The 24,255-nt window shown below is 73.2% G+C and carries 24 protein-coding genes and 2 pseudogenes; 10 read left to right on the top strand and 16 right to left on the bottom strand.

Going from position 1 to position 24,255, the window contains the following annotated elements:
- Positions 1–10: 10 nt before the first annotated feature.
- Positions 11–1,222, bottom strand: a complete 1,212-nt coding sequence (locus tag OOK34_RS27650) for a CapA family protein (protein WP_267036563.1) — start codon at positions 1,220–1,222, stop codon at positions 11–13.
- 295 nt (positions 1,223–1,517) lie between these two features.
- Here OOK34_RS27650 and OOK34_RS27645 point away from each other — a divergent pair, with 295 nt between their 5' ends.
- Positions 1,518–2,051: a sigma-70 family RNA polymerase sigma factor gene (locus OOK34_RS27645; protein ID WP_267036562.1), complete on the top strand. Its 534-nt coding sequence runs from the start codon at positions 1,518–1,520 to the stop codon at positions 2,049–2,051.
- 257 nt (positions 2,052–2,308) lie between these two features.
- Positions 2,309–2,773 carry a hypothetical protein gene (locus OOK34_RS27640; protein ID WP_267036935.1) on the top strand — a complete coding sequence of 155 codons (465 nt, stop codon included), beginning with the start codon at positions 2,309–2,311 and terminating at the stop codon, positions 2,771–2,773.
- A 56-nt stretch (positions 2,774–2,829) separates the two neighbouring features.
- On the opposite strand, the gene OOK34_RS27635 is transcribed toward OOK34_RS27640, so the two are convergent.
- From OOK34_RS27635 to OOK34_RS27620, 4 genes are all read right to left on the bottom strand, one after another.
- On the bottom strand, positions 2,830–3,210 hold the full coding sequence (locus OOK34_RS27635; RefSeq protein WP_267036561.1) for a hypothetical protein: 381 nt from the start codon (positions 3,208–3,210) through the stop codon (positions 2,830–2,832).
- 27 nt (positions 3,211–3,237) lie between these two features.
- On the bottom strand, positions 3,238–4,098 hold the full coding sequence (locus OOK34_RS27630) for an Fpg/Nei family DNA glycosylase (protein ID WP_267036560.1): 861 nt from the start codon (positions 4,096–4,098) through the stop codon (positions 3,238–3,240).
- A 109-nt stretch (positions 4,099–4,207) separates the two neighbouring features.
- A complete protein-coding gene (locus OOK34_RS27625; protein ID WP_267036934.1) occupies positions 4,208–6,271 on the bottom strand; it encodes a SpoIIE family protein phosphatase in 2,064 nt (687 codons plus the stop codon).
- Positions 6,272–6,278: 7 nt separating this feature from the next.
- Positions 6,279–7,850 carry a DUF6777 domain-containing protein gene (locus OOK34_RS27620; protein ID WP_267036559.1) on the bottom strand — a complete coding sequence of 524 codons (1,572 nt, stop codon included), beginning with the start codon at positions 7,848–7,850 and terminating at the stop codon, positions 6,279–6,281.
- Positions 7,851–7,999: 149 nt separating this feature from the next.
- Here OOK34_RS27620 and OOK34_RS27615 point away from each other — a divergent pair, with 149 nt between their 5' ends.
- From OOK34_RS27615 to OOK34_RS27605, 3 genes are read left to right on the top strand one after another with little or no spacing between them, the layout of a single operon-like run.
- Complete coding sequence (locus tag OOK34_RS27615; RefSeq protein WP_267036558.1) at positions 8,000–8,842, top strand: YndJ family protein; 843 nt, start codon at positions 8,000–8,002, stop codon at positions 8,840–8,842.
- A 25-nt stretch (positions 8,843–8,867) separates the two neighbouring features.
- Positions 8,868–9,398: a DUF1990 family protein gene (locus OOK34_RS27610; RefSeq protein ID WP_267036557.1), complete on the top strand. Its 531-nt coding sequence runs from the start codon at positions 8,868–8,870 to the stop codon at positions 9,396–9,398.
- An 11-nt stretch (positions 9,399–9,409) separates the two neighbouring features.
- The gene (locus tag OOK34_RS27605; RefSeq protein WP_267036556.1) at positions 9,410–10,849 is read left to right on the top strand and encodes a lipase maturation factor family protein; all 1,440 of its coding nucleotides are present in this window, start codon (positions 9,410–9,412) and stop codon (positions 10,847–10,849) included.
- Here OOK34_RS27605 and OOK34_RS27600 read toward each other — a convergent pair.
- Positions 10,835–11,818, bottom strand: a complete 984-nt coding sequence (locus OOK34_RS27600) for an NAD-dependent epimerase/dehydratase family protein (protein WP_267036555.1) — start codon at positions 11,816–11,818, stop codon at positions 10,835–10,837. The genes OOK34_RS27605 and OOK34_RS27600 overlap by 15 nt on opposite strands.
- 244 nt (positions 11,819–12,062) lie before the next feature.
- A complete protein-coding gene (locus tag OOK34_RS27595) occupies positions 12,063–12,233 on the bottom strand; it encodes a hypothetical protein (protein WP_267036942.1) in 171 nt (56 codons plus the stop codon).
- Positions 12,234–12,566: 333 nt separating this feature from the next.
- Here OOK34_RS27595 and OOK34_RS27590 point away from each other — a divergent pair, with 333 nt between their 5' ends.
- Positions 12,567–12,935 (top strand): hypothetical protein, encoded by a 369-nt coding sequence (locus OOK34_RS27590; RefSeq protein ID WP_267036933.1) that lies wholly within the window; start codon positions 12,567–12,569, stop codon positions 12,933–12,935.
- A gap of 68 nt (positions 12,936–13,003) precedes the next feature.
- Here the strand turns inward: OOK34_RS27590 and OOK34_RS27585 are convergent, their stop codons facing one another.
- Complete coding sequence (locus OOK34_RS27585; RefSeq protein WP_267036554.1) at positions 13,004–14,479, bottom strand: SDR family NAD(P)-dependent oxidoreductase; 1,476 nt, start codon at positions 14,477–14,479, stop codon at positions 13,004–13,006.
- A 280-nt stretch (positions 14,480–14,759) separates the two neighbouring features.
- Here OOK34_RS27585 and OOK34_RS27580 point away from each other — a divergent pair.
- Positions 14,760–15,572 (top strand): annotated as a pseudogene (locus OOK34_RS27580) (DMT family transporter); the annotation flags it as partial.
- A 24-nt stretch (positions 15,573–15,596) separates the two neighbouring features.
- On the opposite strand, the gene OOK34_RS27575 reads toward OOK34_RS27580, so the two are convergent.
- From OOK34_RS27575 to OOK34_RS27540, 8 genes and pseudogenes are all read right to left on the bottom strand, one after another.
- Positions 15,597–16,976, bottom strand: coding sequence for a transglycosylase family protein (locus tag OOK34_RS27575; RefSeq protein WP_267036553.1), 1,380 nt, complete (start codon positions 16,974–16,976; stop codon positions 15,597–15,599).
- 107 nt (positions 16,977–17,083) lie between these two features.
- Positions 17,084–17,278: a hypothetical protein gene (locus OOK34_RS27570; protein ID WP_267036552.1), complete on the bottom strand. Its 195-nt coding sequence runs from the start codon at positions 17,276–17,278 to the stop codon at positions 17,084–17,086.
- Between the two features lie 21 nt (positions 17,279–17,299).
- The gene (locus OOK34_RS27565; RefSeq protein WP_267036932.1) at positions 17,300–17,929 is read right to left on the bottom strand and encodes an aspartate/glutamate racemase family protein; all 630 of its coding nucleotides are present in this window, start codon (positions 17,927–17,929) and stop codon (positions 17,300–17,302) included.
- A complete protein-coding gene (locus OOK34_RS27560) occupies positions 17,923–18,264 on the bottom strand; it encodes a GNAT family N-acetyltransferase (RefSeq protein WP_267036551.1) in 342 nt (113 codons plus the stop codon). The genes OOK34_RS27565 and OOK34_RS27560 overlap by 7 nt, the downstream gene beginning before the upstream one ends.
- A 15-nt stretch (positions 18,265–18,279) precedes the next feature.
- On the bottom strand, positions 18,280–18,699 hold the full coding sequence (gene panD, locus OOK34_RS27555) for an aspartate 1-decarboxylase (protein ID WP_267036550.1): 420 nt from the start codon (positions 18,697–18,699) through the stop codon (positions 18,280–18,282).
- 118 nt (positions 18,700–18,817) lie between these two features.
- Positions 18,818–18,946 (bottom strand): annotated as a pseudogene (locus OOK34_RS27550) (radical SAM protein); the annotation flags it as partial.
- A gap of 9 nt (positions 18,947–18,955) precedes the next feature.
- The gene (locus OOK34_RS27545; RefSeq protein ID WP_267036549.1) at positions 18,956–20,134 is read right to left on the bottom strand and encodes an MFS transporter; all 1,179 of its coding nucleotides are present in this window, start codon (positions 20,132–20,134) and stop codon (positions 18,956–18,958) included.
- 70 nt (positions 20,135–20,204) lie between these two features.
- Entirely contained in the window at positions 20,205–20,597 is a 393-nt protein-coding gene (locus OOK34_RS27540) for an ester cyclase (protein ID WP_267036548.1), read from the bottom strand.
- Positions 20,598–20,723: 126 nt separating this feature from the next.
- Here OOK34_RS27540 and OOK34_RS27535 point away from each other — a divergent pair, with 126 nt between their 5' ends.
- The 3 genes from OOK34_RS27535 (at position 20,724) to OOK34_RS27525 (ending at position 24,244) form a co-directional block, all read left to right on the top strand.
- A complete protein-coding gene (locus OOK34_RS27535; protein WP_267036547.1) occupies positions 20,724–21,302 on the top strand; it encodes a PadR family transcriptional regulator in 579 nt (192 codons plus the stop codon).
- 20 nt (positions 21,303–21,322) lie between these two features.
- Complete coding sequence (locus OOK34_RS27530; protein WP_267036546.1) at positions 21,323–22,306, top strand: NADPH:quinone reductase; 984 nt, start codon at positions 21,323–21,325, stop codon at positions 22,304–22,306.
- A gap of 537 nt (positions 22,307–22,843) precedes the next feature.
- Positions 22,844–24,244 (top strand): glycoside hydrolase family 43 protein, encoded by a 1,401-nt coding sequence (locus OOK34_RS27525; RefSeq protein ID WP_267036545.1) that lies wholly within the window; start codon positions 22,844–22,846, stop codon positions 24,242–24,244.
- Positions 24,245–24,255 lie beyond the last annotated feature (11 nt).

Below are 24,255 nucleotides of genomic sequence, written 5' to 3'. Positions count from 1 at the left end.
CCACGAGTGGCTACCGGGCCCGCTTCAGGCCGTCCTTGGCGGCGCCGCGGCTGAGGACGGCCTCCGTGATGGCCTCGTCGGCGCTCTCGTACGCCTCGTGGCCCGGGTCCTCGGCGAGGGCGGCGGGCAGGTTGACGACCCTGCCCGTGGACAGGTCCATCATCTGCGGGACGAACTCGGCGTTGGTCACCTGCCAGCGCTGTCCGGGCGCGGCGGGCGGGGCGAAGGTGAAACGGCCGATGGAGCCGTAGTTGCCCCGCATGTCGCGCGCGCCGGTGTGGTTGAACATCTCCCCCGCGACCTGGTCGCCCATGCCGTAGACGATCCAGCTCCCGTTGACCTTCTCGTAGGCCTGCGGGATGTGCGCGTGCGTGCCCAGGATCATGTCGATGTCCGGGCGTCCGCCGCTCTGCGAGGCGGTCAGCGCCCTGCCCAGCGAGAGCTGGGTCTCGTCCGGTTCGGTCTGCCATTCGGTGCCCCAGTGGATGCTGACCAGCACCACGTCCGCACCGGCCTTCCGGGCCGTGCGCGCATCCGCGACGATCTTGTCCTGCCGCATCAGGTTGACCGCCCACGGCTGCCCGTCGGGCATGGGGTAGCCGTTGGTGTCGTAGGTGTAGGCGAGGTGCGCGACCTTGGCGGAGCCCGCCGGGTAGAGGGTGGTGCGGGCCGCCTCGGCCGCCGTGCGCGCGGAGCCCGCGTGGCCGAGGCCGACCTTGTCGAACCGGTCGAGGGTGCGCTTCAGCCCCTCGGCCCCGTCGTCCAGCGTGTGGTTGGAGGCCGTGGAGCAGCCGTCGTACCCGGCGTCCTTGAGCGCGTCGGCGACGGTGGGCGGGGAGACGAAGGCGGGGTAGCCGCTGAAGGGCCCGTCGTCCTCTCCGTAGATGGTCTCCATGTGGCACAGGGCCAGGTCGGCCGCCGAGACCACCGGTTTGACGCCGGAGAACATGGGCCGGAAGTCGTGCCCCTCGCCGTCCGCGTCCGCCGCGGCCCGCTGGATGACCGAGGTGTGCGGCAGTACGTCGCCGCTCGCGACCAGGGTGAAGCCCTTCGGGGCGGGGGCCGTGGCGCCTCCCGGTCCGGCCGTGCCGGCGGGCGCCCCGGCGGCGCTGGAGCCGAGGCGGGCCGGCGCGGGGCCTCCGGCGGCGGAACAGCCGGCGGCCGCCGCCGGCAGCAGGAGGGCCGACAGCAGGGCGAGGGCCTGCCGGATGCGGTTGGTCATCTGTCCCAGCTCCCATTTGTAGGACTGTCAGATCAACCGAAATCCATAGGAGAAGGGGCCGCAAGTCAAGCACCGGCGCAGTCCGCCCGCCCCGCCCCACTCCGACGGCCCATGGCCGTTCGCCGCGCCGTTCGACCGTTCGTCGCCCGGCGCGGCCGCCCACCGGACGACCCGGGTGCTTGGGCGCAACGGCCCCGCCGGACAGTTCCCGGGCGGCTCCGTGCAGGTGAGGGTGAGGGTGTCGCCGACCCAGCCCCGGCATCCCCGCGGAAAGCGAAACCGGAAGGAGCCACTCGTGTCGCCCTCCCCCACCCTCCAGCGCACGGAACCCGAGGCGCTCGCCGAACTCCAGCGCGACCACGGGCGGGCCCTGTTCGGTTTCCTGCTCGGCCTCACCGCAGGGGACGCCCAACGCGCCGAGGACCTCGTCCAGGAGACCCTCGTACGGGTCTGGCAGCATCCGGAGGTGCTGGCGAGCGGGCACGAATCGATGCGGCCCTGGCTGTTCACGGTGGCGCGGCGGCTCGCGATCGACGCCCGCCGGGCCCGGCTCTCACGGCCGCAGGAGGTCGACTCCGACGGCCTGGAGCAGGCACCCGCCCCCGAGGACGCGGTGGCCGGCTCGGTCACCGCGATCGACGTCCGGCGGGCGGTGGGCAGCCTGGGGCCCGAGCACCGGGCCGTGCTGATGCAGGTCTACTTCCAGGACCGCTCGGTGGCCGAGGCGGCGGCGGAGCTCGGCATCCCCGCCGGAACGGTCAAGTCCCGTACGTACTACGCCCTGCGCGCCCTGCGCAAGGGGCTCCAGGGGTACGGGCTCGGCGCCTGAACCGGGGTCCGCGAGCTCGGGGCACGCTGTGGGGCCGGTGGAGAAACACTCAAGGAACGCCCTCCATGCGCACGATCCGGACACGGAGCACACCGATATCGGCATCAGTCCGTTCAAGTTGAGTAAACATCCCCCGTTCCGCGAGCCGCCGGGTGAAGGCTCGGGGATGACGGCGGCAGGCTCGACGCGCGGGAGAGGGTGGAACGGTGCAGCCCGAGAGTACGAACGGCACCAGTGACGGCGGACTGGCGGTGCCCATGGCGTGGCTCTACGCGGAGTACATCGCGGACGAGCTGCTGCGCACGGGCCGGCTGATCCCGGTGAGCACGCTGGAGTTCCGTGCCGGGCGCGACACGCTCGCGCTGACGATCTACCTCTCGGACGCGGCCGGCGAACTGTCCGGGATCCGGGTGGTCTCGCAGCTCGACGAATGGCTCTCGCTGACGGCGTACGGGCACCCCTGGCGCGACTGGGTCCACACCCGGTTCCTCGCGCTGGGCGAGGAGGCCCGCGAGCGCGGCCGCGGCGAGGATCCGGACCTCGAGCTGGCCCGGGCGGCCTGGCGCTGGCTGGACCACACGGAGCTGTTCGCCACCAACCTCGACCCCGGCCGGCACGGCCACGCCGACACCCCGCCGGGCCTGGACGAGAACGCCCGCGTGTGGACCCCGGCCTGGCAGCTCGGGCTGCCGCTGGGACACCTGGCGATGCACCTCTTCTAGGGCAGCGGCCTTCCTACTCCGGGCTCCGGGCTCCGGTCTCCGGTCTCCGCTCCGCGCTAGGCCGTCTCGGCCGGGTCCGTCACCAGGCCCGTGAAGTCGGCCTCGTTGCGCTCGGCCCGGGCCACGTACCAGCGGGCGATCAGCCACATCACCGGGTACGCCACCAGCCCGAGCGCGACCCAGACCAGCGGGCCCGCGGCCGCGCGGGGCACCAGGAAGCCCAGCGGCAGCAGCCCGAGCACGAGGGCGAGCACCGCCAGCGCGCCCAGCCCGGCACGCAGCTGGCTGCGCATCAGGGCCCGTACGTAGGTGGCGCCGAGGCTGGTCTGCTCGGAGATCTCCGAGCGGGCGGGGGTGTGCGCGGGAGGCCGGCGGCGGGTGCCGCGCGGGACTCCGGTGACGATCTCCCGCCGGGGCGGCGGCTGCTGCTCGGCCATGGTGCCGGAGTCTACGCAGCGCCCCGGCTACTTGAGGAGGCGGGAGAGCCTGCGGTCCGCGAGCGGTTTGCCCCCGGTCTGGCAGGTGGGGCAGTACTGGAGCGAGGAGTCCGCGAAGGACACCGAGCGGACGGTGTCCCCGCACACCGGGCACGGCTCACCCGCCCGGCCGTGGACCCGCAGCCCGCTCTTCTTCTCGGCCTTCAGCTCCCCGGCGGCGAGCCCGTGGGCCCGTTCGACGGCGGCGCGCAGGGTGTCCCGTACGGCCTGGTGCAGGTGGGTGACCTGCTCCTCGTCGAAGGAGGCCGCCAGTTTGAAGGGCGAGACCTTCCCCGCGTGCAGGATCTCGTCGCTGTACGCGTTCCCGATGCCGGCGATCACGCTCTGGTCGCGGAGCACCCCCTTGATCTGCCGCCGCTCGCCGGCCAGCAGCGCGGCGAAGGCCTCCCGGTCGAAGCCCTCGGCCAGCGGGTCGGGGCCGAGCCGGGCGATGCCCGGCACCTCCTGGGGGTCGCGCACGACGTACACGGCCAGGCGCTTCTGCGTGCCCGCCTCGGTGAGGTCGAAGCCGCCGCCGCCCGCCAGTACGAGGCGCAGCGCGAGCGGCCCCTTGCCGGGCCGGGGCGGCTGCGCGGGCAGGGTCTCCCGCCAGCGCAGCCAGCCGGCCCGGGCCAGGTGCGTGACGAGGTGGAGCTCGCCGATCCGCAGGGCCAGGAACTTCCCGTACCGGGCCACGGGGCCGGCCGGCCGCCCTTCGAGGGCGGTGAGGGGCGGGTCGTAGGTCTTGAGCACGCTGACCGCGAGCGGGAGGACGCCTTCGACCACCCGCCCGGCGAGGTGCTCGTCGAGGAACTCCCTCAGGGCCTCGACCTCCGGCAGCTCGGGCACCCTCCCAGCCTCCCGCCCCCTCGCGCCGAACGCGACCCGGCCGCGACCGGACGCGACGACCCGGACCCGGTCCGGACGCGATCCGGCCGCGATCCGGCCGCCGGGGACGCTAATCCATCACGAACTCGCACCACACGCACTTGCCGCCGCCCCGGGGCTCCACCCCCCAGACGTCCGCCAGCCGGTCCACCAGCATCAGGCCCCGCCCCGAGACCCCCGCCTCCCCCGCCTCGCGGCGGCGCGGGAGGGCGCTGGAGCGGTCCTCCACCTCCACCCGCAGCCGCCGCTGCGGGCCGGCCAGGACGCGCAGGGTCACGATCGCCGGGCCGTCCGTGTGCATCAGGGCGTTCACGATCAGCTCGTCCGCGACCAGTTCGATCTCGTCGGCCCGGCCGCGCGCGCCCCACGACCGCACCGCCGCGCCGGTCATGTGCCGGGCGGCGACGAGCGCCTCGGGGTCCCCGGGGGCCACGTGCTGCTGGAGCCGGCCGCCGCCCGGCCGGGTGTCCTCGTCCTGGCGGCGCAGCAGGAGCAGGGCCATGTCGTCGTCGCCGCCCCGGTCGTCGACCACCTCGCACAGCCGGTCGGCGAGCGGCTGGAGGCCGGCCGGGCCGCCGCGGACCAGGGCGGTCAGCAGGCGGATGCCGTCGTCCAGGTCCGCGCCGGGCTGTTCCACCAGCCCGTCGGTGCACAGCAGAAGCGTTTCCCCAGGGTCCAGCTCCACGGTCGTCACCGGGTACTCCAGGCTGCCGAACTCCGCCGACAGGCCCAGCGGCATCCCGCCCTCCACCGGAAGCCTGCGGCAGTCCCCGTCGCGGGTCCGCAGGAGCGGGTCGAGGTGGCCGGCGCGCACCAGCTGGAGCACCCCCGTGGAGAGGTCGGCCTCCACGTAGGTGCAGGTCGCGAAGCGGTCGGTGTCCAGTTCGTGCAGGAACACCGAGGCCCGGGCCATCACGGTGCCCGGTGAGTGCCCCTCGGCGGCGTACGCGCGCAGCACGATGCGCAGCTGGCCCATCACGGCCGCCGCGTGCGTGTCGTGGCCCTGGACGTCGCCGATGACGGCGCCGACGCGGCCGCCGGGCAGCGGGATGACGTCGTACCAGTCCCCGCCGATGTCCTGGCCCATCCGGGCGGACCGGTAGCGCACGGCGATCTGGGCGCCGGGGACGGCCGGGATCCGGCGGGGCAGCATGGCCTGCTGGAGGCCCTCGGCGAGGTCGTGCTCCTGCTCCAGCAGCATCGCCCGCTGGAGGCTCTGCGCGATGCTGCTGCCCAGGGCCACCAGCAGGTTCCGCTCGTCCTGGGTGAAGCCGTCCTTGTCCTGGTAGAGCAGGCCGATCGCGCCGATCGGGCGGGCCTGCGCGATCAGCGGCAGATAGGCGGCGGCCGATATCCGCATGTACGAGATCTTCGCCCAGAGCTCCGGGTACCCCTCGGCGAACTCCTCGGCGGAGTCGAGGAACCGGGGCTGGAGCGAGCGGACGACCTCGCTCATCGGGTACTGCTCGTCGACGCGCGTGTAGCGGGTGCCGGGGACGAAGCTGTCGGCGGGGCCTTCGGCCACCAGGTGGATCCGGCCGGCCTCGACCAGGCCCATCACCATGCCCATCGAGCCGAGGCGCTCCAGTCCGTGGGCGTCGCCGATGACGTCGATGACGTCGCGGACGGTCCGGGCGTGGGCGAGGGCGGCGGTGGTGCTCTCGACCACGGAGGTCTGGCGGCGGCGCTCTTCATCGAGCCCGAGGCGTTCGGCGGAGTGGCTCAGTTCCTCGGTCGCGTCGCGGACGATGCCGATGATCCGGTACGGGCGCCCGTCCGGGCCGCGCATGACGCGGCCCTGGGTGTGGGTCCAGCGCAGCCGCCCGTCGTGGCAGCGGATCCGGAAGTAGGCGCCGTAGCTGTCGACTCCGCTCTTGAGGGCGCTGGAGACGAGGGCGTCCAGCCGGACGGACTCGGCGGGCGGGACGCGCGGGGAGAGCGATCCCGGCCGGCCGTCGTACTCGTCCGGGGTCGTGTCGAAGACCTCGAGGGCCGCTGCGTCCATGTGCATGAGCCCGGTGACCAGGTCCCAGTCGAAACTGCCCATCCGGTTCAGTGACAGGGACCGGTCCGCGTGTGCGGGCCAGTCCTCCGGCAGCGATACGGTGCTCGGCACCGGTCCACCATGACACAGCGGCGGGTCAGGCGCTCTCCAGGTAGGGGGGCTGGTCCGCGGCCGGCTCCTGGTCCGGGAAGCCGTACGGGTCGGCGGGACCGTCCGGGTCCGCGGGCAGGGCCGGGTCGGCGGCCGGACCGTCGTCCGGGACCGGGACCGGGGGCACGCCCGGCTCGGACGGGACGGCGCCGCGTTGGTCCGGGGGGAGGTCGGCGGGGGCGTCGGACGACGGACCGGAGGGCAGGTCCGAGGGGGGCAGGCCGCCGCTCGGGGGGTCCTGCGGAAGGCCGGGCGCGCGCGGCACGGTACCGGCCTCGGAGGGGCAGGGGCTGGCCGACGGGGCGGCCTGCGGAGCGGCTGGCGGGGCGGCCTGCGGGGCGACGGGCGGGTTGGCCGGCGGGGCGACCGGCGGGTCGGCCTGCGACGGCGGCTCGGCGGGCCCTGCGGACGGCGGGCCGGAGGGCGGGCCGGAGGGCCCCGCGTACGGCGGACCAGCCTGCGGATCGGCGAACTCCGGGTACGGCGCACCGGCCAGGGGGTCGGCGGGCCCTTCGTACGGCGCACCGGCGAGCGGGCCGGCGGATTCCGGGTACGGCGGGCCGGCCGGGGGGCCCGCCGGGGGTCCGGACGGCGTGGCCGACGGGGGCGTCGGCGGGACGGTCCGGGCCAGGCTGTTGGGGTCCGCGGCGGTGCAGGGGTCGGACGACGGGTCGACGGTCGGGGTCGCGGGGCCGTTCGGGATGCCGTCGGCGGGGTCGTAGGGCGGGAGCAGCCTCGGGGTCTTGTCCTGGGCCCCGTCGTCGCCGGCCTTGCGCTCGATCCAGGTGTTGTCGGCGATGTTCACGATGACCAGCCTGTTGATCACCTGGGCGGTCGGCTCGATGACGATGACCTGGTTGGGCTGGTAGCCGTTCCACTGGTCGCCCTTGAGGACCGGGCTCCCCTTGGCGGAGCGCGGCGGGGCGAGGGGGTTCCCGCAGCCGCAGCGGACCCGGGGCATGCCGTGCTCGTCGACGAGGACGGCCGTCCCGGCCTGGAGCACGGCCTGGTAGCCGTCGGCCCGGCCCTCACGGAAGCCGTGGTTGGTGACCCGGGTGTCGGCACGCAGGACCACGGGGGTCAGGGCCCGCAGGAAGTCGGGGAGCTTCTCCTGTCCGACCCCGGTGGCCTGGGCGAAGGCCCGGGACTTGGCGTGGTCGGAGGTGAGGAAGGCGATCTGGCGTTCCACGTCGCAGCTGCCGAGCCGGCTGGTTCCGCCGTACAGACCGGGGGTGGCCGCGCCGACCGTACGGATGCCCCGGCCGCTCGGGTTGGGCAGCGGGGGCTGCACGGGGGCCGACTCGGCGGTGGCGGAGGAGGCGGTGAAGGGGTCGGGGCCGGAGGCGCCCACGGGCTGGAGGGTCAGCTCCTGGCTCTCGGGCGCCGGGCCCTTGGTCTGTTCGGGGCCGGCGCCCCCGCAGCCGGCGGCGAGCAGGCCGAGGAGGGCCACGAGGGCCGTGCGGACCGGTACGTGACGGCGCGGTGCCTGACGGCGCGGTGCCTGACGGCGCGGTGCCTGACGGGATGTCGGTGCGGGCACGTCGTTCAGGTCGTTCACGCTGCTCTCCCTTTTCGCCCCGGTTGCTCCCTCTTGTCTGCCGCATGTCCACCGGCGCCGCAACCGGAGCGCCTCCACACGGTCTTGAACATGTTCAAGAGACCCCGTAGGGTCGGGACCACGAGTTGAACACGTTCAAAGGAGCGGTCGTGACGGTACTCGTGAACCTGATCGTCACCCTGGGCATGTGCTGGGTCGTCCCCGTGGGCCTGCGCCTGATCGACCCCGCCGGCCTGCGGACCGCGGCCCGGCTGTGGCCCCTGGCCGCCGCCCCGGGAGCGCTGTGCCTGTGGCTCCCGCGCGGCCCCGCCGCCACCGGGCTCGCCGCGCTCTACGGTGCCGCCGCCCTGGCCCTGGCCTGCCGGGGAGTCGCCCGGCTGCCGCGCGGGCACCGGCCGGCCCCCGCCGAGGTGGCCGCGCTGACCGCGCTCGTCTCGCCCGCGGTGGCCGCCGGCGCCCTGGTCGCCGAACGCGCCGGACACCGGCTCTTCGGCTTCGACCTGGACATCCTGGCCCTGACCGTCCCGCACTTCCACTTCGCCGGGTTCACGGCCGCCCTGGTCGCCGGCCTGGTGTGCCGGTCGGCGGCGGCGGGACACCGGGCGCGCTGGGCCGCGTACAGCGTCCCGGCGGGGACCGCGCTCGTCCTGCTCGGCTACTTCGTCGACGACTGGGCCGAACTGCTGGGAGCAGTGGTGCTGACCGCCGGGATGTGGACGGTGGCGCTGGCGACCTGGCGGGACGTCCGGCCCGCTGCCCGCGACCGGCTCACGGGAGCGCTGCTCGCCGTCTCGGCCGCGGTACTGGTGGCCACCATGCTGCTCGCCCTGTGGTGGGCGGCGGGCGAGGCCACCGGGATCGTCCACCCCACCCTGACCTGGATGGCCGCGACCCACGGCCTCGGCAACGCGCTCGGCTTCGCGCTCTGCTCGCTGCTGGCCTGGCGCCGCCTGACCGCCGACCGCCCCGCCCTCCAGGCCGCCTCCCGCTGACCCACCCCCGAACGGAGACCCCGCCATGACCCGACTCCTCAGCACCGGCCGCAGCACCCTCAGCTACCCCGACCGCGGCGCGACCCTCCGGCAGCCGCTGCCCGCCGGCTACCACCACCTGCACCACCGCACCCGGATCGGGCGGGGCCGGGCGGCCTTCGAGGCGGCCGGCTCGGCCGTCACGGGCTTCCGGATGCACCGGGCGACCGGGGCGACCGTACGGGCGGACGGCCCGGCCGCCACCGGGGCCCGGGTGGAGATCGGCCTCGGCGCCGGCCCGCTGCGGATCACCGTGCCCTGCGAGGTGGTCTGGACCACGGATGCGCCCGACCGGGCCGGTTTCGCCTACGGAACCCTCACCGGGCACCCCGAGTGCGGGGAAGAGTCCTTCCTGGTGGAACTCGCCGCCGACGGCACCGTGTGGTTCGAGGTCACCGCCTTCAGCCGCCCCGCCGCCTGGTACACCCGCCTCGCGGGCCCCCTCGTCCCCCTCCTCCAGCGGGGCTACGCCCGGCTGCTGGGCCACCACCTGCGCAGACTGGCCGCCGCCGCCTGATACTGGAGGGGATGGACTGGTTCACGGCGCCCGGATACTGGCTGGGCCGGCTGGTCTTCCAGCGGGCCCTGGCCGGTGTCTACGTCTTCGCCTTCGTCGGTGCCGCCCTGCAGTTCCGGGCACTGATCGGGGCGCACGGCATGCTGCCCGTCCCGCGCTACCTGCGGTACGTGCCCTTCCGGCACGCCCCGAGCCTGTTCCACCTGCGCTACTCCGACCGGCTCTTCGCCTGCTGCGCCTGGGCCGGGGCGGCCCTCGCCGCCGCGCTCGCCGCGGGCGCGGGGGACCTGGTGCCGCTGGGCGCCGCCATGGGGATGTGGGCGGTGCTGTGGCTGCTGTACCTGTCCATCGTCAACGTGGGCCAGACCTGGTACTCCTTCGGCTGGGAGTCGCTGCTGCTGGAGGTCGGCTTCCTCGCCGTCTTCCTCGGCAACGCCCGCGCCGGGCCGCCCGTGCTGGTCCTGTGGCTGCTGCGGTGGGTGCTGTTCCGGGTGGAGTTCGGCGCCGGGCTGATCAAGATGCGCGGCGACGCCTGCTGGCGCAAGCTGACCTGCCTGTACTACCACCACGAGACGCAGCCGATGCCGGGGCCGCTGAGCTGGTTCTTCCACCATCTGCCGAAGCCCCTGCACCGGGCGGAGTGCGCGGCGAACCACTTCACGCAACTGGTGCTCCCGGTGCTGCTGTTCACCCCGCAGCCGGTGGCCTCGTACGCGGCCGGGGTGATCGTGGCCACCCAGCTGTGGCTGGTGCTGTCGGGGAACTTCGCCTGGCTGAACTGGCTGACGATCACGCTCGCGCTCTCCGCGGTGGACTTCACCGGGATCGCCGGTCCCCCGCCCGCCGCCGCCTCGCGCGGGGCGCCCGTCTGGTACGTGGTCCTGGTGTGCGCGCTGACCGTGCTGGTGCTGGCGCTGAGCCGGCACCCGGTGGCCAATCTGATCTCGCGGCGCCAGGTGATGAACCGCTCCTTCGACTCCCTCCACCTGGTCAACACCTACGGGGCCTTCGGCACCGTGGGCCGCATCCGCGACGAAGTGGTGGTCGAGGGCACCGCGGACCGCGTCCCCCACGAGGACGGCGACTGGCGCGAGTACGGCTTCAAGGGCAAGCCGGGCGAACTGCGCCGGATCCCGCGCCAGTTCGCCCCGTACCACCTCCGGCTCGACTGGCTGATGTGGTTCGCGGCGCTCTCCCCCGGCTATGCGCGGGACTGGTTCGGGCCGTTCGTGGAGCGGCTGCTGGCGGGCGACCGGGACACGCTGCGGCTGATCCGCCACAACCCCTTCCCGGACGCCCCGCCGCGTTTCGTGCGGGCCAGGCTGTACCGCTACCGGTTCACCACCTGGCGGGAGTTGCGCGAGACGGGCGCGTGGTGGCACCGCAGGCTGCTGCGCGAGTACCTGCCGCCGACCCGCCTCGCGGAAGCCGCCTCCTCAGAGCCCGAGTAGCGCCGCCTCCCGTTCCGCGGAGATGCCCTTGCGCGGCCGGTCGGGCCGCTGCGGGGCGACCCCGCCGATGGAGCGGAGCCAGGCCCAGGTGTCGGCGACGGTCTCCTCGATCGGCCGGCAAGTCAGCCCGGCCTCCAGTGCCTTGGTGACGTCGCCGCCGAACATGTGGTCGTGCATCTCGCCCTCCGGGAGCCAGATGGGCAGTTCGGTCCAGGGCTCGATCCCGGCCTCCTGGATCACCGCGGCGTCGGTCCAGCGCGGATCGAGCGCGGTGCCGGTGGCGGCGGCGCAGGCGTCCAGAAGGCTGCCCATCGTGGCGTGGCCGGTCGGGGAGACCAGGTTGAAGGCCCCACCGCGCTTGTCCTCGGACGCGTCCAGGGTCCAGCGCGCGAGGTCACGCACGTCGATGTACTGGAGCGGCAGTTCGCGGGGGCCGGGGGCGAGGAGCGGGCCGCCGCGGGCGACGCGGTCCAGCCACCAGGGCAGCCGGCCGACGTTCTCGTACGGGCCGATGATCAGTCCGGGGCGCACGAGCAGGGCACGCTCGCCGAAGGCGTCCAGGGCGGCGAGTTCACTGCCGCGCTTGTCCTCGGCGTAGGCGGTCGAGTCGGCGTCGGGCGAGCCCTCGACCAGCGGGCCGTCCTCGGCGAGGCCGGCCGGGGCGGGGTAGGCGTACACCGAGCGGCTGGAGATGTACACGTACCCCCCGGCCTGCTCTGCCAGCAGCCGGGCGCTGTCGCGCACGGCCGTGGGGGCGCCGCCCCAGGTGTCGACGACCAGGTCCCACTCCCCCTCGGCGAGGGCCGCCAGTCCGCCGGGGGCGGTACGGTCCCCGTGCAGCGCGGAGGTTCCGGGCGGGGGCGCGTGGTGGCCCCGGTGGAAGACGGTCACCTCCCAGCCGCGGTCCAAGGCGTCTTCGGTGATCGCGCGCCCGACGAATTCCGTCCCACCCAGCATCAGCAGTTTCATGGGCCCGACACTGCCGGGCGGAGCGCTGAGGCGGAAGGCGTGATCGCCCACAGCGATGACGCTGACGGCGTAGGCCTGACGGGAACTGCGGGCAGGCGCCTGCCGGTCGGGTGCCTGCTGGACGGGTGCCTGCTGGACGGGGCAGCCTGCGAATCGCGGCGGCAGCCGGGCGCTCTCGCGCCGCGCCCCCGTCGCCGTGGGCGCGGGGGCGTGGATCGGGCTCGTGAGCCGGGAGGCCGTGCTGTCAGTCGATGCCGGGCAGGATGTGCGGCTCCGCCAGGTCGTCCTCGTAGCCGGCCAGCCGGATGGGTGCGGAGCGGGCCCAGACCTCGAGGCTGCCGAGTTCGTCGGACCGCGTGCTCGCCCCCCGTCCCGTGAGCTCCAGAGTCGGGTCGGGCTTCTTCGTCTCAGTCACCGCGAACTCCCTTGTGTCGCGTAACCCGGCGGGCGGGACCGCGCGCCGGCTAGGGAAATTAAAAGGCTGTCCGGACGCGGTGGCGCCTTGGTGGAGCGGGGGCCCGGGTGGGGCTCCTTGCGCTTTAGGGTACACATATGAGCGGGGCCCCGCTCGATGGAACGGTAAAATCCGCGCTGGACCGATGGTTTTCGCCCCGAGTTCAGGAAGTCGTACGTCGGATTGTCCGCCGGGGCTGATCTGCTCGACGGCGGTGGCGCGCGAGCGCGGACGACGGAGGGAGCGGCGGTGGCGAGGTCAGGGTTGCCCGCGATCGGCAGTGTGGACGAGCTCATGGAGCTGCTGCACGCGCATCACGGCGGGCCCGGAGCGCCGGAGTACGGCCACGGGCTCCAGACGGCGGCGCTGCTGCGCCGCTCGCACCCCTACGACAAGGAACTCCAAGTGGCCGGACTCGTCCACGGCCTGGGCCCGCTGCTGTCGGCCGGGGGGCACGACGCGGCCGAGGCGGTCCGCCCGCTGCTGGGCGACCGGGTGGCCCGGCTGGTACGGCTGCACGCGCCGGCCGGCGGCGGGGACGCGGACGCGGAGGCCCTGCGCCAGGCGGCCCAGGCGGGCCGGGCGGCGGGCCTGGACGCCGGGGTGGTGGAGGACTGGCGTCCGGTACTGGAACTGGTCGCGGCCGGAGCCTACGGAATCTGACGCGGGATTCGCCCGTACGAGTGAGGGGCCGGCCGCCTCGGGGAGGCTGCCGGCCCCTCGTGGGAGGTCTACCAGTTGGCGGGGGCGTAGTCCTTCAGGAAGACCCCGAACAGGTCCTCGCCGGCCTCGCCCCGGACGATCGGGTCGTAGACGCGGGCTGCGCCGTCGACCAGGTCGAGGGGGGCGTGGAAGCCCTCCTCGGCCAGGCGCAGCTTGTCGAAGTGCGGGCGCTCGTCGGTGATCCAGCCGGTGTCGATCGAGGTCATCAGGATGCGGTCGGTCTGGAACATCTCCTGGCCGCTCGTCCGCGTCACCATGTTCATCGCGGCCTTGGCGGCATTGGTGTTCGGGTGCCCCGCGCCCTTGTAGCCGCGGCTGAAGACGCCTTCCATCGCCGAGACGTTGACGACGTACGCACGCCCGCTGGACGACTTCCGGGCGGCCTCGGCCATGGCCGGCCGGAGCGCGCTGATCAGGATGAAGGGCGACGTGTAGTTGCACAGCTGGGTCTCGAGCAGCTCCACCGGGGAGATCTGGTCGATGGTCTGCACCCAGGTGTTGCTCTCGACGACGTCCGGCAGCAGGCCGCCCGCGTCGATGGCGGTTCCGGCGAGGTGCCGCTCCAGGCTGGCGTTGCCCGCGACCAGGGCGAGGTCGGCGACCTTCTGCGCCTCCAGCCCGCTCACACCCACGGGCAGCGCCGCCAGGCCGTCGACCGCGCCGGAGTTGAAGGCGCCGATGACGTGGTGGGCGGGGAGCTCGCCGGCCGGCAGCGGGGCGCTCTCCCCCTCGACCAGCGCGGCGTACGCGGTGGGCAGGCGGCGCACGGTCTGCGTGGCGTTGTTGATCAGGATGTCCAGCGGGCCGGCGTCGGCCACCTGGTCGGCGAGCGCCACGGCCTGGGCCGGGTCGCGCAGGTCGATGCCGACGACCTCCAGGCGGTGCATCCAGTCCGCCGAGTCGTCCATCGCCTTGAAGCGGCGGATGGCGTCCTTGGGGAAGCGCGTGGTGATCGTGGTGTGGGCACCGTCACGCAGCAGCCGCAGCGCGATGTACATGCCGATCTTGGCCCGGCCGCCGGTGAGCAGCGCGCGCTTGCCGGTGAGGTCGGCGCGGGCCTCGCGCTTGGTCCGGTTCTCGGCGGCGCACTCCGGGCAGAGCTGGTGGTAGAAGTAGTCGACCTCGACGTACCGCGTCTTGCAGACGTAGCAGGAGCGCGGGCGCTGGAGTATCCCGGCGACCCGGCCGGCCTCCGTGACCGAGGAGGGCAGGATGCCCTCGGTCTCGTCGTCGATGCGCTCGGCGGAGCCGGTCGCGGTGGCCTCGGTGACGGCCTTGTCGTTGGCCGTCTTGGCGGCGCGGCGCTCCTGGCGGCGGCGCTGCTTGACCGTCCGGTAGACGCCGGCGGTGGCGCGGCGCACGGCGATGGCGTCCGGGTGGTCGACGTCGATCTTGTCGAGCTCGTCGAGCACCGCGAGGCAGACGGCGAGGCGCTCGGGGTCGATGCCCGGCCCGTATGCGTGGTTGTCTTCGGTCACCGTCATGGCCGCTGCCGTTCCTTGTTCGCTCGTCCGCATCCGCCTGCTGCGGAAGTCCCCAAAACGGAAACTGTACGGATCCGACACGCCCGGAACCAAACCCGTTCCCCGGCGCCTCACGCACCGCGAGGCGACTGTCACGGTATGGAGGGGATCAAGCCCCTTCGTCCCCGGCGGGCGGCTTGCGCGTACTCCCGCTGGTGTATGCCAGGAGGATGACTCGCCCGCAGATCAAGAAGCCTCCGGGCGGATGAAGAGCGCGCCGGGGTGGGGCATGGTGGATCTTATGAGCGCCCTGGCCCTGTCGGTTCTCCTCTGCCTGGTCTCCGCCGTCGCCTACGCGGGCGGCGCGATCGTCCAGGAACGCGTCGCGGCGAGTACGCCGGACCGCGCCTACGCCCCGCTGCGCCGGGCCGGCTGGTGGGTGGCGGTCGCGCTGAACGGCCTCGGCGCGCTGCTGCACGTGGTGGCGCTGGCCTACGGGCCGCTGAGCCTGGTCCAGCCGCTCGGGGCGCTGACCATCGTCTTCGCGCTCCCGATGACGGCCGTCTTCGTACGCCGCCGGGCGGGTGCGGCGGCCTGGCGCGGGGCGCTGCTGGCCACGGCGGGTCTGGCCGGGCTGCTGGCCCTGACGGGCGGGGACGGCCGCGGGGACCAGGCCCTGGCGGGCGGCGAGCGGAGTCTGCTCCTGACGGTGACGGCGGCCGCGGCGGCGGTGCTGTTCCTGGCGGCCCGGCGGGTGCGCCGGGCGGTGCTGCGCAGTGTGCTGCTGGCCGCGGCGGCCGGTACCGCCTTCGGGATGGCCTCGGTGTTCACCAAGTCGGTGGCCGAGGGCTTCGCCCCGGGTGCGCTGGGCGGCCAGTGGCCGGACCTGGCGGCGATCGCCGTACTGGCGGCCGGCGGGCTGCTGCTGTCCCAGGCGGCCTACCGGGGAGCCGGGCTGACCGCGCCGCTGGCCACGGTGACCGTGGTCAATCCGGTGGTCGCGGCGGCGGTCGGGATCTCGATGTTCGACGAGGGCTTCCGGTACGGGACCGCCGGGGCGGTGGCGGCGCTGGCGAGCGGCGCGCTGGCGGCGGCCGGCCTGGTCCTGCTCACGGCCGTGCCGCCGCACGTGCGGGGGTCAGATCCCGACGCCCTTGCCGCGGAGGTACTTCAGCGGGTCGATGTCGGAGCCGTAGCCGGGTCCGCTGCGCATCTCGAAGTGCAGGTGCGGGCCGCTGGAGTTGCCGGTCGAGCCGGAGCGGCCGATCCGCTGGCCGCCGGAGACCTGCTGGCCGGCCTTGACGCCGAGCGCGGAGAGGTGGGCGTACTGGGAGTAGCGGCCGTCGGTGTGCTTGATGACGACCTGGTAGCCGTACGCTCCGGCCCAGCCGGCCGACTCGACCGTGCCGGCACCCACGGCCTTGACGCTGGTGCCGGTCGGCACCGGGAAGTCGACGCCCGTGTGGTAGCCGCTGGACCAGGAGGACCCCGCGACGCGGTAGGCGGTGCCGATGCCGGAGTCGACGGGGGCGCTGAACCCGCCCGAGGCGGGCTTCTGCTCCGCTGAGGCGGGCTTGCCGGCGGGCTTGGCGACCGGCTCGGGCTTGGGCGTCTCGGCGGGCTTGGGCTTCGGCGTCTCGGCCGGCTTCGACTGCTCGGGCTTCGGCTTCGGCTGCTCGGGCTTGGCCTGCTCCGGTTTGGCCTGCTCGGGCTTCTTCTGCTCCGGCTGCGGAGCGGCCGGTTCCACGGGCTTGACCGGCTCCGCGGTGCGCGGCGGCTTCTCGGGGTTCTGGGCGGGCGGGGCGGTGGTGACCCTGAGGGTGAGCCGCTGGCCCGGGAAGATCATGTTGGGGTTGCCGCCGACCGTGGACCGGTTGGTCTCGTACAGTGCCTGCCAGCCGCCCTCGAGGTGCTGCTCGGCGGCGATCGTCGACAGGGAGTCCCCGGGCGCGACCACGTACGGGTTCGGCAGGACGGAGGTCCCGGTCGGGCGGGGCATGGTGACGGGGGCCGGGGTGGTGGCCTTGGTCGGCTGGATCCGGTCCTTGGGGGCCTGCGGCGCGGGCTTCGCCGCGGGCTTGGCAGACGGTTCGGGCGCCGGCTTCGTGGAGGGCCGGGTGTCGACGGCGGGCGCCGGACCGCTGCGGCTGAGCCCGGCCTGGGGGCCGCACGCGGGCCACGCCCTGGGCCCCTGCCCCTTGAGCACCTTCTCGGCGACGGCGATCTGCTGGGCCTTGGTGGCGAGGTCGGCGCGGGCGGCGAAGGCGGTGCCGCCGAATTCGCGCCAGGTGCTCTGGCTGAACTGGAGGCCGCCGTAGTAGCCGTTCCCGGTGTTGATCTGCCAGTTGTTGGTCGACTCGCAGGCGGCGACCTTGTTCCAGGTGTCCACGGAGGCGGCCTGTGCGTCCCCGGCGCCGATCAGGGGGAGGGCTAATCCCGCGCCACCCGCGGTGACGACGAGCGAGGCCCGGTTGATGCTGCTCGGCTGGTACCGGCGGTGCCGGCCCCGTACACCCATGGGAGCCCCCCCTTGAAGACATCAGGAACCGCACAACCTAACGGCGCTCCGATGACCTGACAAGGGTGACAACCAGCCGCCCTGCGGCTGGAGTTGACGGTTTCGGCTCAGCTCAGCGGCCCGGGCTGCGGGATCGGCGCGGGCACCGGGGGCGTGGGCACCGGGTCCGGCTCGGGGAAGGGCTGCGGCACCGGCGGCCCCGGGCGCGGCACGGGCTCGGGGTCCGGCAGCGGCGGGTACGGGTCCGGGACCGGCGCCGGATCGGGGACCGGCGGCTGCGTCTGCTCTACGTTTCGCACCATGAGTCCCACCTTCCCCCGATCTCAGCCGGTATGCCCCTCGGCGAGGGCGGCGGCCAGGCCGGGGGCGGGGCTGGAGAGCACGGGCAGGCGGGTGCGGACGAGGCCGGCGGCCGCGGCCATCGAGGCCTGGGCCAGGACGATGACGTCCGCGTCCGTGACGGCGTCCGCCGCCCCGGCCACCGCCGCGAGGTACCCGGCGGCGTCACCCGCCTCGAAGCGGTCCCAGGCGCCGGGCACCAGGTGCGTACGGACGGACAGGGGCCGCCCGCCGGCCTCCTCGGCCAGCAGGGCCCCGGTCGGGGCGAAGGTCGACTCCACGGTGGCCAGCAGGGCGATCCGCGGGCCCGTACGTACGGCCTCGGCCGCCATCGGCCGGTCCACCCGCAGCACCGGGAACCCGAGGGCCGGGGCGAGGGACTCCGCGACCGCCCCGATGGTCGAGCAGGTGACCAGCACCGGGCCGCCGGATTCCCGGAGCAGCCCGAGCAGCTCGGGGACCACGGACTCCGGGCCGCGGGCCCGGGCCCGGTCCAGCAGGTCCGGGACCACCAGGTGGCGCAGTACGGCCTCCGGGTGGTCCCGCTCGCGCAGTGCGTCGAAGACCGGGACGTGCACCGGGGAGGTGTGCAGCAGCGTCAGCCCGCTCACCAGAGGTCGGCGTCCCGGTCCAGTTGCGCCCTGGCCGCCTCGGCGACCGCGGCCGGGGGCTCGGGCGCCCGGTCGGGGTGGCGGGCGGCCCAGCTCGCGGCGTAGGGGCAGAGCGGGACGACCGGTACCCCCTCCGCGGCGGCGATCCCGTAGAACCCCTTCACCAGGTCCCCGGCGATCCCGCGGCCCTCGTGGCCCGGCTCGACCACGGTGTGCACCGCCACCAGGGCGTGGGGCTCGGCGGCGAGCACGAAGTAGGCGATGAAGCCGACCACCCTGCTGTCCTCGACGGCCAGCAGCCGCCCCGCTTTGCGCTCGTCCACCAGCTCGATCGCCATGATCCCCGACTCCCCTCAGACAGCCACCGAGTGGGGGCTGCGCTCCTGGTCCGTTCCCGGCACCGGGGCGGACGGGTCCGCGCCCAGCTCGATGATCCTGTTGTCGCCGTCCACGTGCACGACGCGCGGCTTGAGCGCCCGCGCCTCCGCGTCCTCGACCTGCGCGTAGCTGATCAGGATGACGAGGTCCCCGGGGTGCACGAGATGCGCGGCGGCCCCGTTGATCCCGATGACCCCGGAGCCCCGCTCCCCCTCGATGACGTACGTCTCGAGCCGCGCACCATTGGTGATGTCCACGATGTGGACGAGCTCCCCGGGCAGCAGATCGGCGGCGTCGAGCAGGTCGGCGTCGATGGTCACAGAGCCGACGTAGTGCAGGTCGGCCTGGGTCACCGTGGCCCGGTGGATCTTGGACTTGAACATGGTGCGCAGCATTTTGGACTCCTGGAAGACGGCTCCCTGCCAGCTTTCTGCAGGTCAAGGGCGTTCTTCACTGTACATCGGCACGCGTCAGATCGGAGATTATTAGGAACATCGCCCCCCTCTGACGAGAAGACTTCGCGTGGACCTCGTGGAAGGTGATGCTGAGGGACTCCGGGGTGTCGAAGGTCCGGGTACGGACTGTGCCGGGGGCGAAGAGTGCGGCGGGCCGGGCGGCGTCGGTGAGGTTGTTGCAGCGCACGAAGTCTGCTCAGCGGGCTTGGGGTTCGGGTTCCGGGGCGAGAGGGCCGGGCTGGGGTGCACGGATGGCTGGCGCGGTTTCCGGGAGGCGGCGCAGGACGGGCAGGACGGCCAGGGCAGTGGCGGCGACCAGGGCGCCGGGGATCAGGGCCCAGCCGGTGGAGTCGACCAGGGCCTGGGAGGCGTACGGGGTGAGTCCGCCGAAGAGGGCGGTGGCTGCGGTGGCGCCGAGCGCGAGGCCGCTGAGGCGCTGGGCGACGGGGAACTGTTCGGCGATCGCGGAGGCCGCGACCGCACTGATGCCGCCTGCCACGCAGGCCAGGACGATCGCGCCGGTCAGTGCGGCGGCGAAGCTGCCCTGGGTCATCAGGCCGAACATGGCCGGCGGCAGGATCACCGCCAGGGCACCGAAGAGCGTGAGTGCGGGGCGGCGGCCGACCCGGTCGGACAGGGCACCCGCGAACGGCGTGACGACGATGACGACGAGGGCCGCGATGGTCGACAGCCACAGGGCGTCGGACTCGCTGAAGCCGCTGACCGCGCCGAGGTAGGTGGGGACGTAGCTGATGCCGACGTAGTACGTCACCGAGCCGAGCGCCGAGATCGCGAACGTCCGGTAGAGCGCGGGGCGCTGGGTGCGCAGAGTGGTCATCAGCGGGCCCGCGCCCTTGGTGTCGGGCGGGGGCTGCTGCTCGAAGGCGGGGGATTCGCGCATGGTGGAGCGGGCGATCAGCACCGTGGTGGCGAGCAGCGTGCCGAACAGGAAGGGGATGCGCCACCCCCACGCGTCCAGGGCGGGACCGGGGACGAGGGTGACGGTGAGGGCAGTGACCCCGGCGGCGGAGCCGATCTGGTCGCGGGTCGGGAGCAGGGCGGTGGCCAGCATCGCGGAGGTCATCACCGCCATCGAGCCGAGCAGCACCTTGCGGCGCCCGAGCCGGTCCCCGATGTGGCCGAAGGCCATCGCGCCGAGCGGGCGCATCAGGTAGGCGACGGCGAAGACCGCCAGGGTGATCAGGAGCGAGGTGGAGCCGGTGCCGAAGAACACCCGGGACAGCACGGTGGTCATGTACAGGTACAGCGTGAAGTCGTACCACTCCACGACGGTGGACAGGGCCGCCACCAGAATGGAGGACCGGGGCAGGACGGCTATCGCCTGAGCGGGCGGTGCGGGTGCGAGGGATTCCATGGTGTGCCTTGCGGGAGGGCGGCAGCGCGGACCTGGACGGTTGCGCGGGAGGAGGAGGCGACTGTCTGCCTCACGGCGCCGGTACGGCGCCGATCTGCTGCATCACCCCGAGGAGGTCGGGCTGGCCCCGTTCGCCGACGATCCGGCCGTCGGCCAGGTAGTAGAAGTTCATGGCCTGCACCGAGATCTTGTTGCCGCTCGCCGGGATCCCGAAGAATTCACCGTCGTGGGTTCCCCGCATGGTGAACCGCGCGGCGACCGTGTCGCCTTCGGTGACCGTCTCCTCCAGCGTCCACTGAACGTCGGGGAAGGCGCTGCGCATCATCCCGAGGACTTCCATGTACCCATCGGGCCCCCGCAGTGGTTCCGGGTGACTTGGCGCGTGGAACACCGCGTCCGGAGAAATGACCTCGCGGGCGAGATCCTCGTTGCCCGTGTTGATGAACTCGACGAAACGGTTCATCACTGACTCGGTGGACTGCGACTGCATCTTGCTGTCCCTCTCCAGAAACGTTTGGGCGGGTACCTACGAGCATAACATCGAATCGATGTTCACATCGATTCGATGCACCTGTGCGAAGATGGACTCATGCTGGAACTCGCGATACTCGGCTTCCTCGCCGAGGGACCCCTGCCCGGACACGAGCTGCGCCGCCGCGTCTCACAGCTGACCGGCTATACGCGGCCGGTCAGTGACGGCAGCCTGTATCCGGCGATCAATCGTCTGACCAAGGCGGGCTTGATCGAGCGGCGCGCCGACCCGGCCGCGGGGGCGGCACGGTACGTGCTCAGTCTGACCGCGGCCGGACGGGCCGACATGCTTCAGCGTCTGCGCGAGCCCGCCGACCACGAGATCACCGACTTCACCCGGTTCTACATCGTTCTGGCCTTCCTCTCTCACCTGCCCGACGTAGCCGAGCAGCACGTGGTGCTGCGTAGGCGGCTGGAGTTCCTGGAAGAACCGGCGAGCTTCTTCTACGACAACGAGCGGCCCCTGCGTGCCGAGGAGGTCGCCGACCCCTACCGGCGGGGCATGCTGCTCACCGCCCGCGCCACCAGTCGCGCGGAGCGGACCTGGCTGCGCGAGGCCCTCGGGGACGAAGCCCCCGTATTCGACACCGGACGCGCCGACAGCGATCCGCACGCACCCGCCGCTCCCGCGAGCTGACTGTCCACGGAGGTACCCCCATGCTTGCTTCCTGGTACGACGACCAGGGCCCCGCCGCCGATGCCCTGCACGTCGGTGAACTACCTGATCCCGCCCCCGGCCCCGGCGAGGTCCGCGTCCGTGTCACCGTCTCGGGCGTCAACCCCGGCGACACCAAGAAGCGGCGCGGCTGGCTCGGCTCGTCCATGCCCCATCCACGGGTGATCCCGCACAGCGACGCCGCCGGGGTCATCGACGCCGTGGGCGCCCAAGTCGACGCCCATCGCGTCGGACAGCGGGTCTGGGTATACGGCGCCCAGTCCTACCGCCCCTTCGGCACAGCTGCTCAGTACACCGTCGTACCCGACAACCAGGCCGTACCTCTGCCAGACCACCTCAGCGACGAGCTGGGGGCGAGCCTCGGCATCCCCGGCATCACCGCCCACCGCACCGTCTTCGCCGACGGCCCGGTCGACGGCCGACTGGTCCTGGTCCACGGAGTCCTCGGCGGCGTCGGCTCCCTGGCCGCCCAGCTCGCCCACTGGGCCGGCGCCACCGTACTCGCCACCGTCCGCCGCACCGCGGACCTCGACCTCGTCGACCCGACCGTCGTCTCCCACGCCGTCGCCCTGGACACCGGCGACCCCGCCGCGGCCATCCGCTCGTACGCGCCACGGGGCGTCGACCGGATCATCGAGGTCGCGCTGTCCGACAACGCCGATCTCGACAACGCCGTCGCCGCCAACAACGCCGTCATCGCGGCCTACGCCACCCGCACGGACCGCACCGAGATCCCCTTCTGGCCGCTGCTGTTCAACAACGTCACCCTGCGGCTGCTCGGCAGCGACGACTTCCCCGCCGAGGCCAAGGGCCAGGCCGCCCGCGACCTCACCTCCGCAGCCGCCGTCGGCGCCCTCACCATCGCCGTCGGCGACCGCTACCCGCTGGACGACATCGCCAAGGCCCACGACCACGTCGACGCCGGCGGTGGCCACGGCCGCATCCTGCTCGCCATCCCCCAATAGCGCAGACGGAGTGCCGGCCGGCCACCTGGGGAGGGGCGTCGCGCTGGCGATGAAGCTTCTGGCGATCAGCTTCGCGCGGCGTGCACTGGATGCGGGCCTTCCACCACCCGGGCAACGCTGCGGCCCTCGGCATGAACCGGCGGCTGGGCTTCGTCGAGGCCGACGTGCCCGTCCGGGACGACGGATCGGGTCGGGCCGCGCTTCCCGACCGGGCAGCGGGACGACCTTGCGCGTGACCTTGACGCGCTACTCGGGCAGACCCATAGTGATGGCCACCGAGCCGCTCTCATCTACCGCGTGTCCTGGCCGAATTGATTGTTAGCGCTAACATTCGATCCTGCTTCCACCGTCCCCGCACTCCCGACGGGCTGGGCTCCACGGAGCGGGCAGCAACCTCCCGCCCCGGGACGCAACGTCCGCGACCACCCGCGGGACCCGTTGCATCCCGTGGTCCGGGCGCCCCCGCCCAGCGCTGCGACGGTGCATGCCGTGACTGCCGAGAACGGCCGCCCGCCCCCCACGCACCCTGGAGCGCAAATGACCGCAACAACCGGCCCCGGCCCCCACCCGTCGCGACGCCTGTTCCTCGGTATGGCCGCCACCGTCCCGCTGGCCCTGTCCGGAACGCTGGCCCTGGGCGCGCGGCCCGCCTACGCCGCGGACGCGGCCTACGTCATGGGCTACTTCACCGAGTCCGCGACCATGCTGGAGGCCGACTACGGCCTGCACCTGGCGGTCAGCACCGACGGCCTGCGCTGGATGCCGCTCAACCAGAACAACCCCGTGGTGACCCCGACCGCGGGTGCGGGCGGTCTGCGTGATCCGTTCATCATGCGCAAGCAGGACGGCACCTTCGTCGTCCTCGCCACCGACCTCAAGGGCACCGACTGGGGCTACAACAGCCAGTACATCCACGTCTGGGACTCCGCGGACCTGCGCGCCCTCACCGGCTACCGCCGGCTGAAGCTGCACGACATGGTGACCCACAGCTGGGCACCCGAGGCGTTCTGGGACGCCGGCCGCGGCGAGTACGGGATCATCTACTCGTCGGTCAATGCCAGCGGCCACAACGTGCTCATGGTGAACTACACCACCAACTTCCAGACGGTGACGTCCCCGCAGGTCTTCTTCGACCCCGGCTACGACATCATCGACGGCAACCTCGCCGTGGGTGTGAACGGCGTCAACTACCTCTACTACAGGGGGAGGGACCAGGCCCTCGTGGGCGCGCGGTCGACCACCCTGCAGCCGGGCAGCTTCACGCCCTTCAGCACGGCGGCCGCCCACGGCGGCACCGAGGCGCCGACCCTGGTGAAGTCCCTGACCTCCGGATCCTGGTACCTGTGGGGCGACACCTACACGCCGAACGGCGTCTTCTACGCCTGGCAGAGCAACGACCTCGCCGCCGGCACCTGGACCGCGCTGGACCAGCGCGACTACACCCAGCCCCTCAACTCCAAGCACTGCACCATCGCGACGATCACCACGACCGAGTACGACAACCTCGTGGCGAAGTGGGGCAGCCCCGCCTGGAACCGGCTGAAGTCCTACAACTACCCCGACCGTTACGTCCGTCACGCCAACTCCGTCGGCCGGATCGATGTCTACCCGTTCGACCCGTACACCGACTCGCAGTGGAAGCTCGTACGCGGCCTGGCCGACAGCGCGGGCGTGTCCTTCCAGTCGGTCAACTTCCCGACCCGCTACCTGCGGCACTCCAACTACGACCTGCGGCTGGAAGAGAACGACGGCACCGCGACCTTCGCCGCGGCCGCCACGTTCCACAGGACCGCCGGCCTGGCCGACTCCTCCTGGTCGTCCTTCCGTTCGCACAACTTCCCGACGCATTACATCCGGCACACCGGCTACGTCCTGCGCATCGACCCGATCGCCACCACCACGGAGAAGGCCGACGCCACCTTCCACGTCGGCTACTGACGGGGGTCGGC

It is taken from the genome of Streptomyces sp. NBC_00091 (assembly GCF_026343185.1).
Lineage (GTDB): Bacteria > Actinomycetota > Actinomycetes > Streptomycetales > Streptomycetaceae > Streptomyces.
The sequence above is the reverse complement of the archived record's forward strand: the minus strand, read 5'-3'. Positions and strand labels throughout refer to the sequence as shown.

Excerpts from the sequence above, each read along its gene's own strand:
- OOK34_RS27585 (WP_267036554.1), bottom strand. The coding sequence starts at position 14,479 with ATGACGGTGACCGAAGACAACCACGCATACGGGCCGGGCATCGACCCC.
- OOK34_RS27610 (WP_267036557.1), top strand. The coding sequence starts at position 8,868 with ATGACCCGACTCCTCAGCACCGGCCGCAGCACCCTCAGCTACCCCGAC.
- OOK34_RS27600 (WP_267036555.1), bottom strand. The coding sequence starts at position 11,818 with ATGAAACTGCTGATGCTGGGTGGGACGGAATTCGTCGGGCGCGCGATC.
- OOK34_RS27590 (WP_267036933.1), top strand. The coding sequence starts at position 12,567 with ATGGAGCTGCTGCACGCGCATCACGGCGGGCCCGGAGCGCCGGAGTAC.
- OOK34_RS27540 (WP_267036548.1), bottom strand. The coding sequence starts at position 20,597 with ATGAACCGTTTCGTCGAGTTCATCAACACGGGCAACGAGGATCTCGCC.
- OOK34_RS27650 (WP_267036563.1), bottom strand. The coding sequence starts at position 1,222 with ATGACCAACCGCATCCGGCAGGCCCTCGCCCTGCTGTCGGCCCTCCTG.
- OOK34_RS27525 (WP_267036545.1), top strand. The coding sequence starts at position 22,844 with ATGACCGCAACAACCGGCCCCGGCCCCCACCCGTCGCGACGCCTGTTC.
- OOK34_RS27605 (WP_267036556.1), top strand. The coding sequence starts at position 9,410 with ATGGACTGGTTCACGGCGCCCGGATACTGGCTGGGCCGGCTGGTCTTC.
- OOK34_RS27560 (WP_267036551.1), bottom strand. The coding sequence starts at position 18,264 with ATGGCGATCGAGCTGGTGGACGAGCGCAAAGCGGGGCGGCTGCTGGCC.
- OOK34_RS27535 (WP_267036547.1), top strand. The coding sequence starts at position 20,724 with ATGCTGGAACTCGCGATACTCGGCTTCCTCGCCGAGGGACCCCTGCCC.
- panD (WP_267036550.1), bottom strand. The coding sequence starts at position 18,699 with ATGCTGCGCACCATGTTCAAGTCCAAGATCCACCGGGCCACGGTGACC.
- OOK34_RS27635 (WP_267036561.1), bottom strand. The coding sequence starts at position 3,210 with ATGGCCGAGCAGCAGCCGCCGCCCCGGCGGGAGATCGTCACCGGAGTC.
- OOK34_RS27545 (WP_267036549.1), bottom strand. The coding sequence starts at position 20,134 with ATGGAATCCCTCGCACCCGCACCGCCCGCTCAGGCGATAGCCGTCCTG.
- OOK34_RS27575 (WP_267036553.1), bottom strand. The coding sequence starts at position 16,976 with ATGGGTGTACGGGGCCGGCACCGCCGGTACCAGCCGAGCAGCATCAAC.
- OOK34_RS27570 (WP_267036552.1), bottom strand. The coding sequence starts at position 17,278 with ATGGTGCGAAACGTAGAGCAGACGCAGCCGCCGGTCCCCGATCCGGCG.
- OOK34_RS27530 (WP_267036546.1), top strand. The coding sequence starts at position 21,323 with ATGCTTGCTTCCTGGTACGACGACCAGGGCCCCGCCGCCGATGCCCTG.
- OOK34_RS27640 (WP_267036935.1), top strand. The coding sequence starts at position 2,309 with ATGGCGTGGCTCTACGCGGAGTACATCGCGGACGAGCTGCTGCGCACG.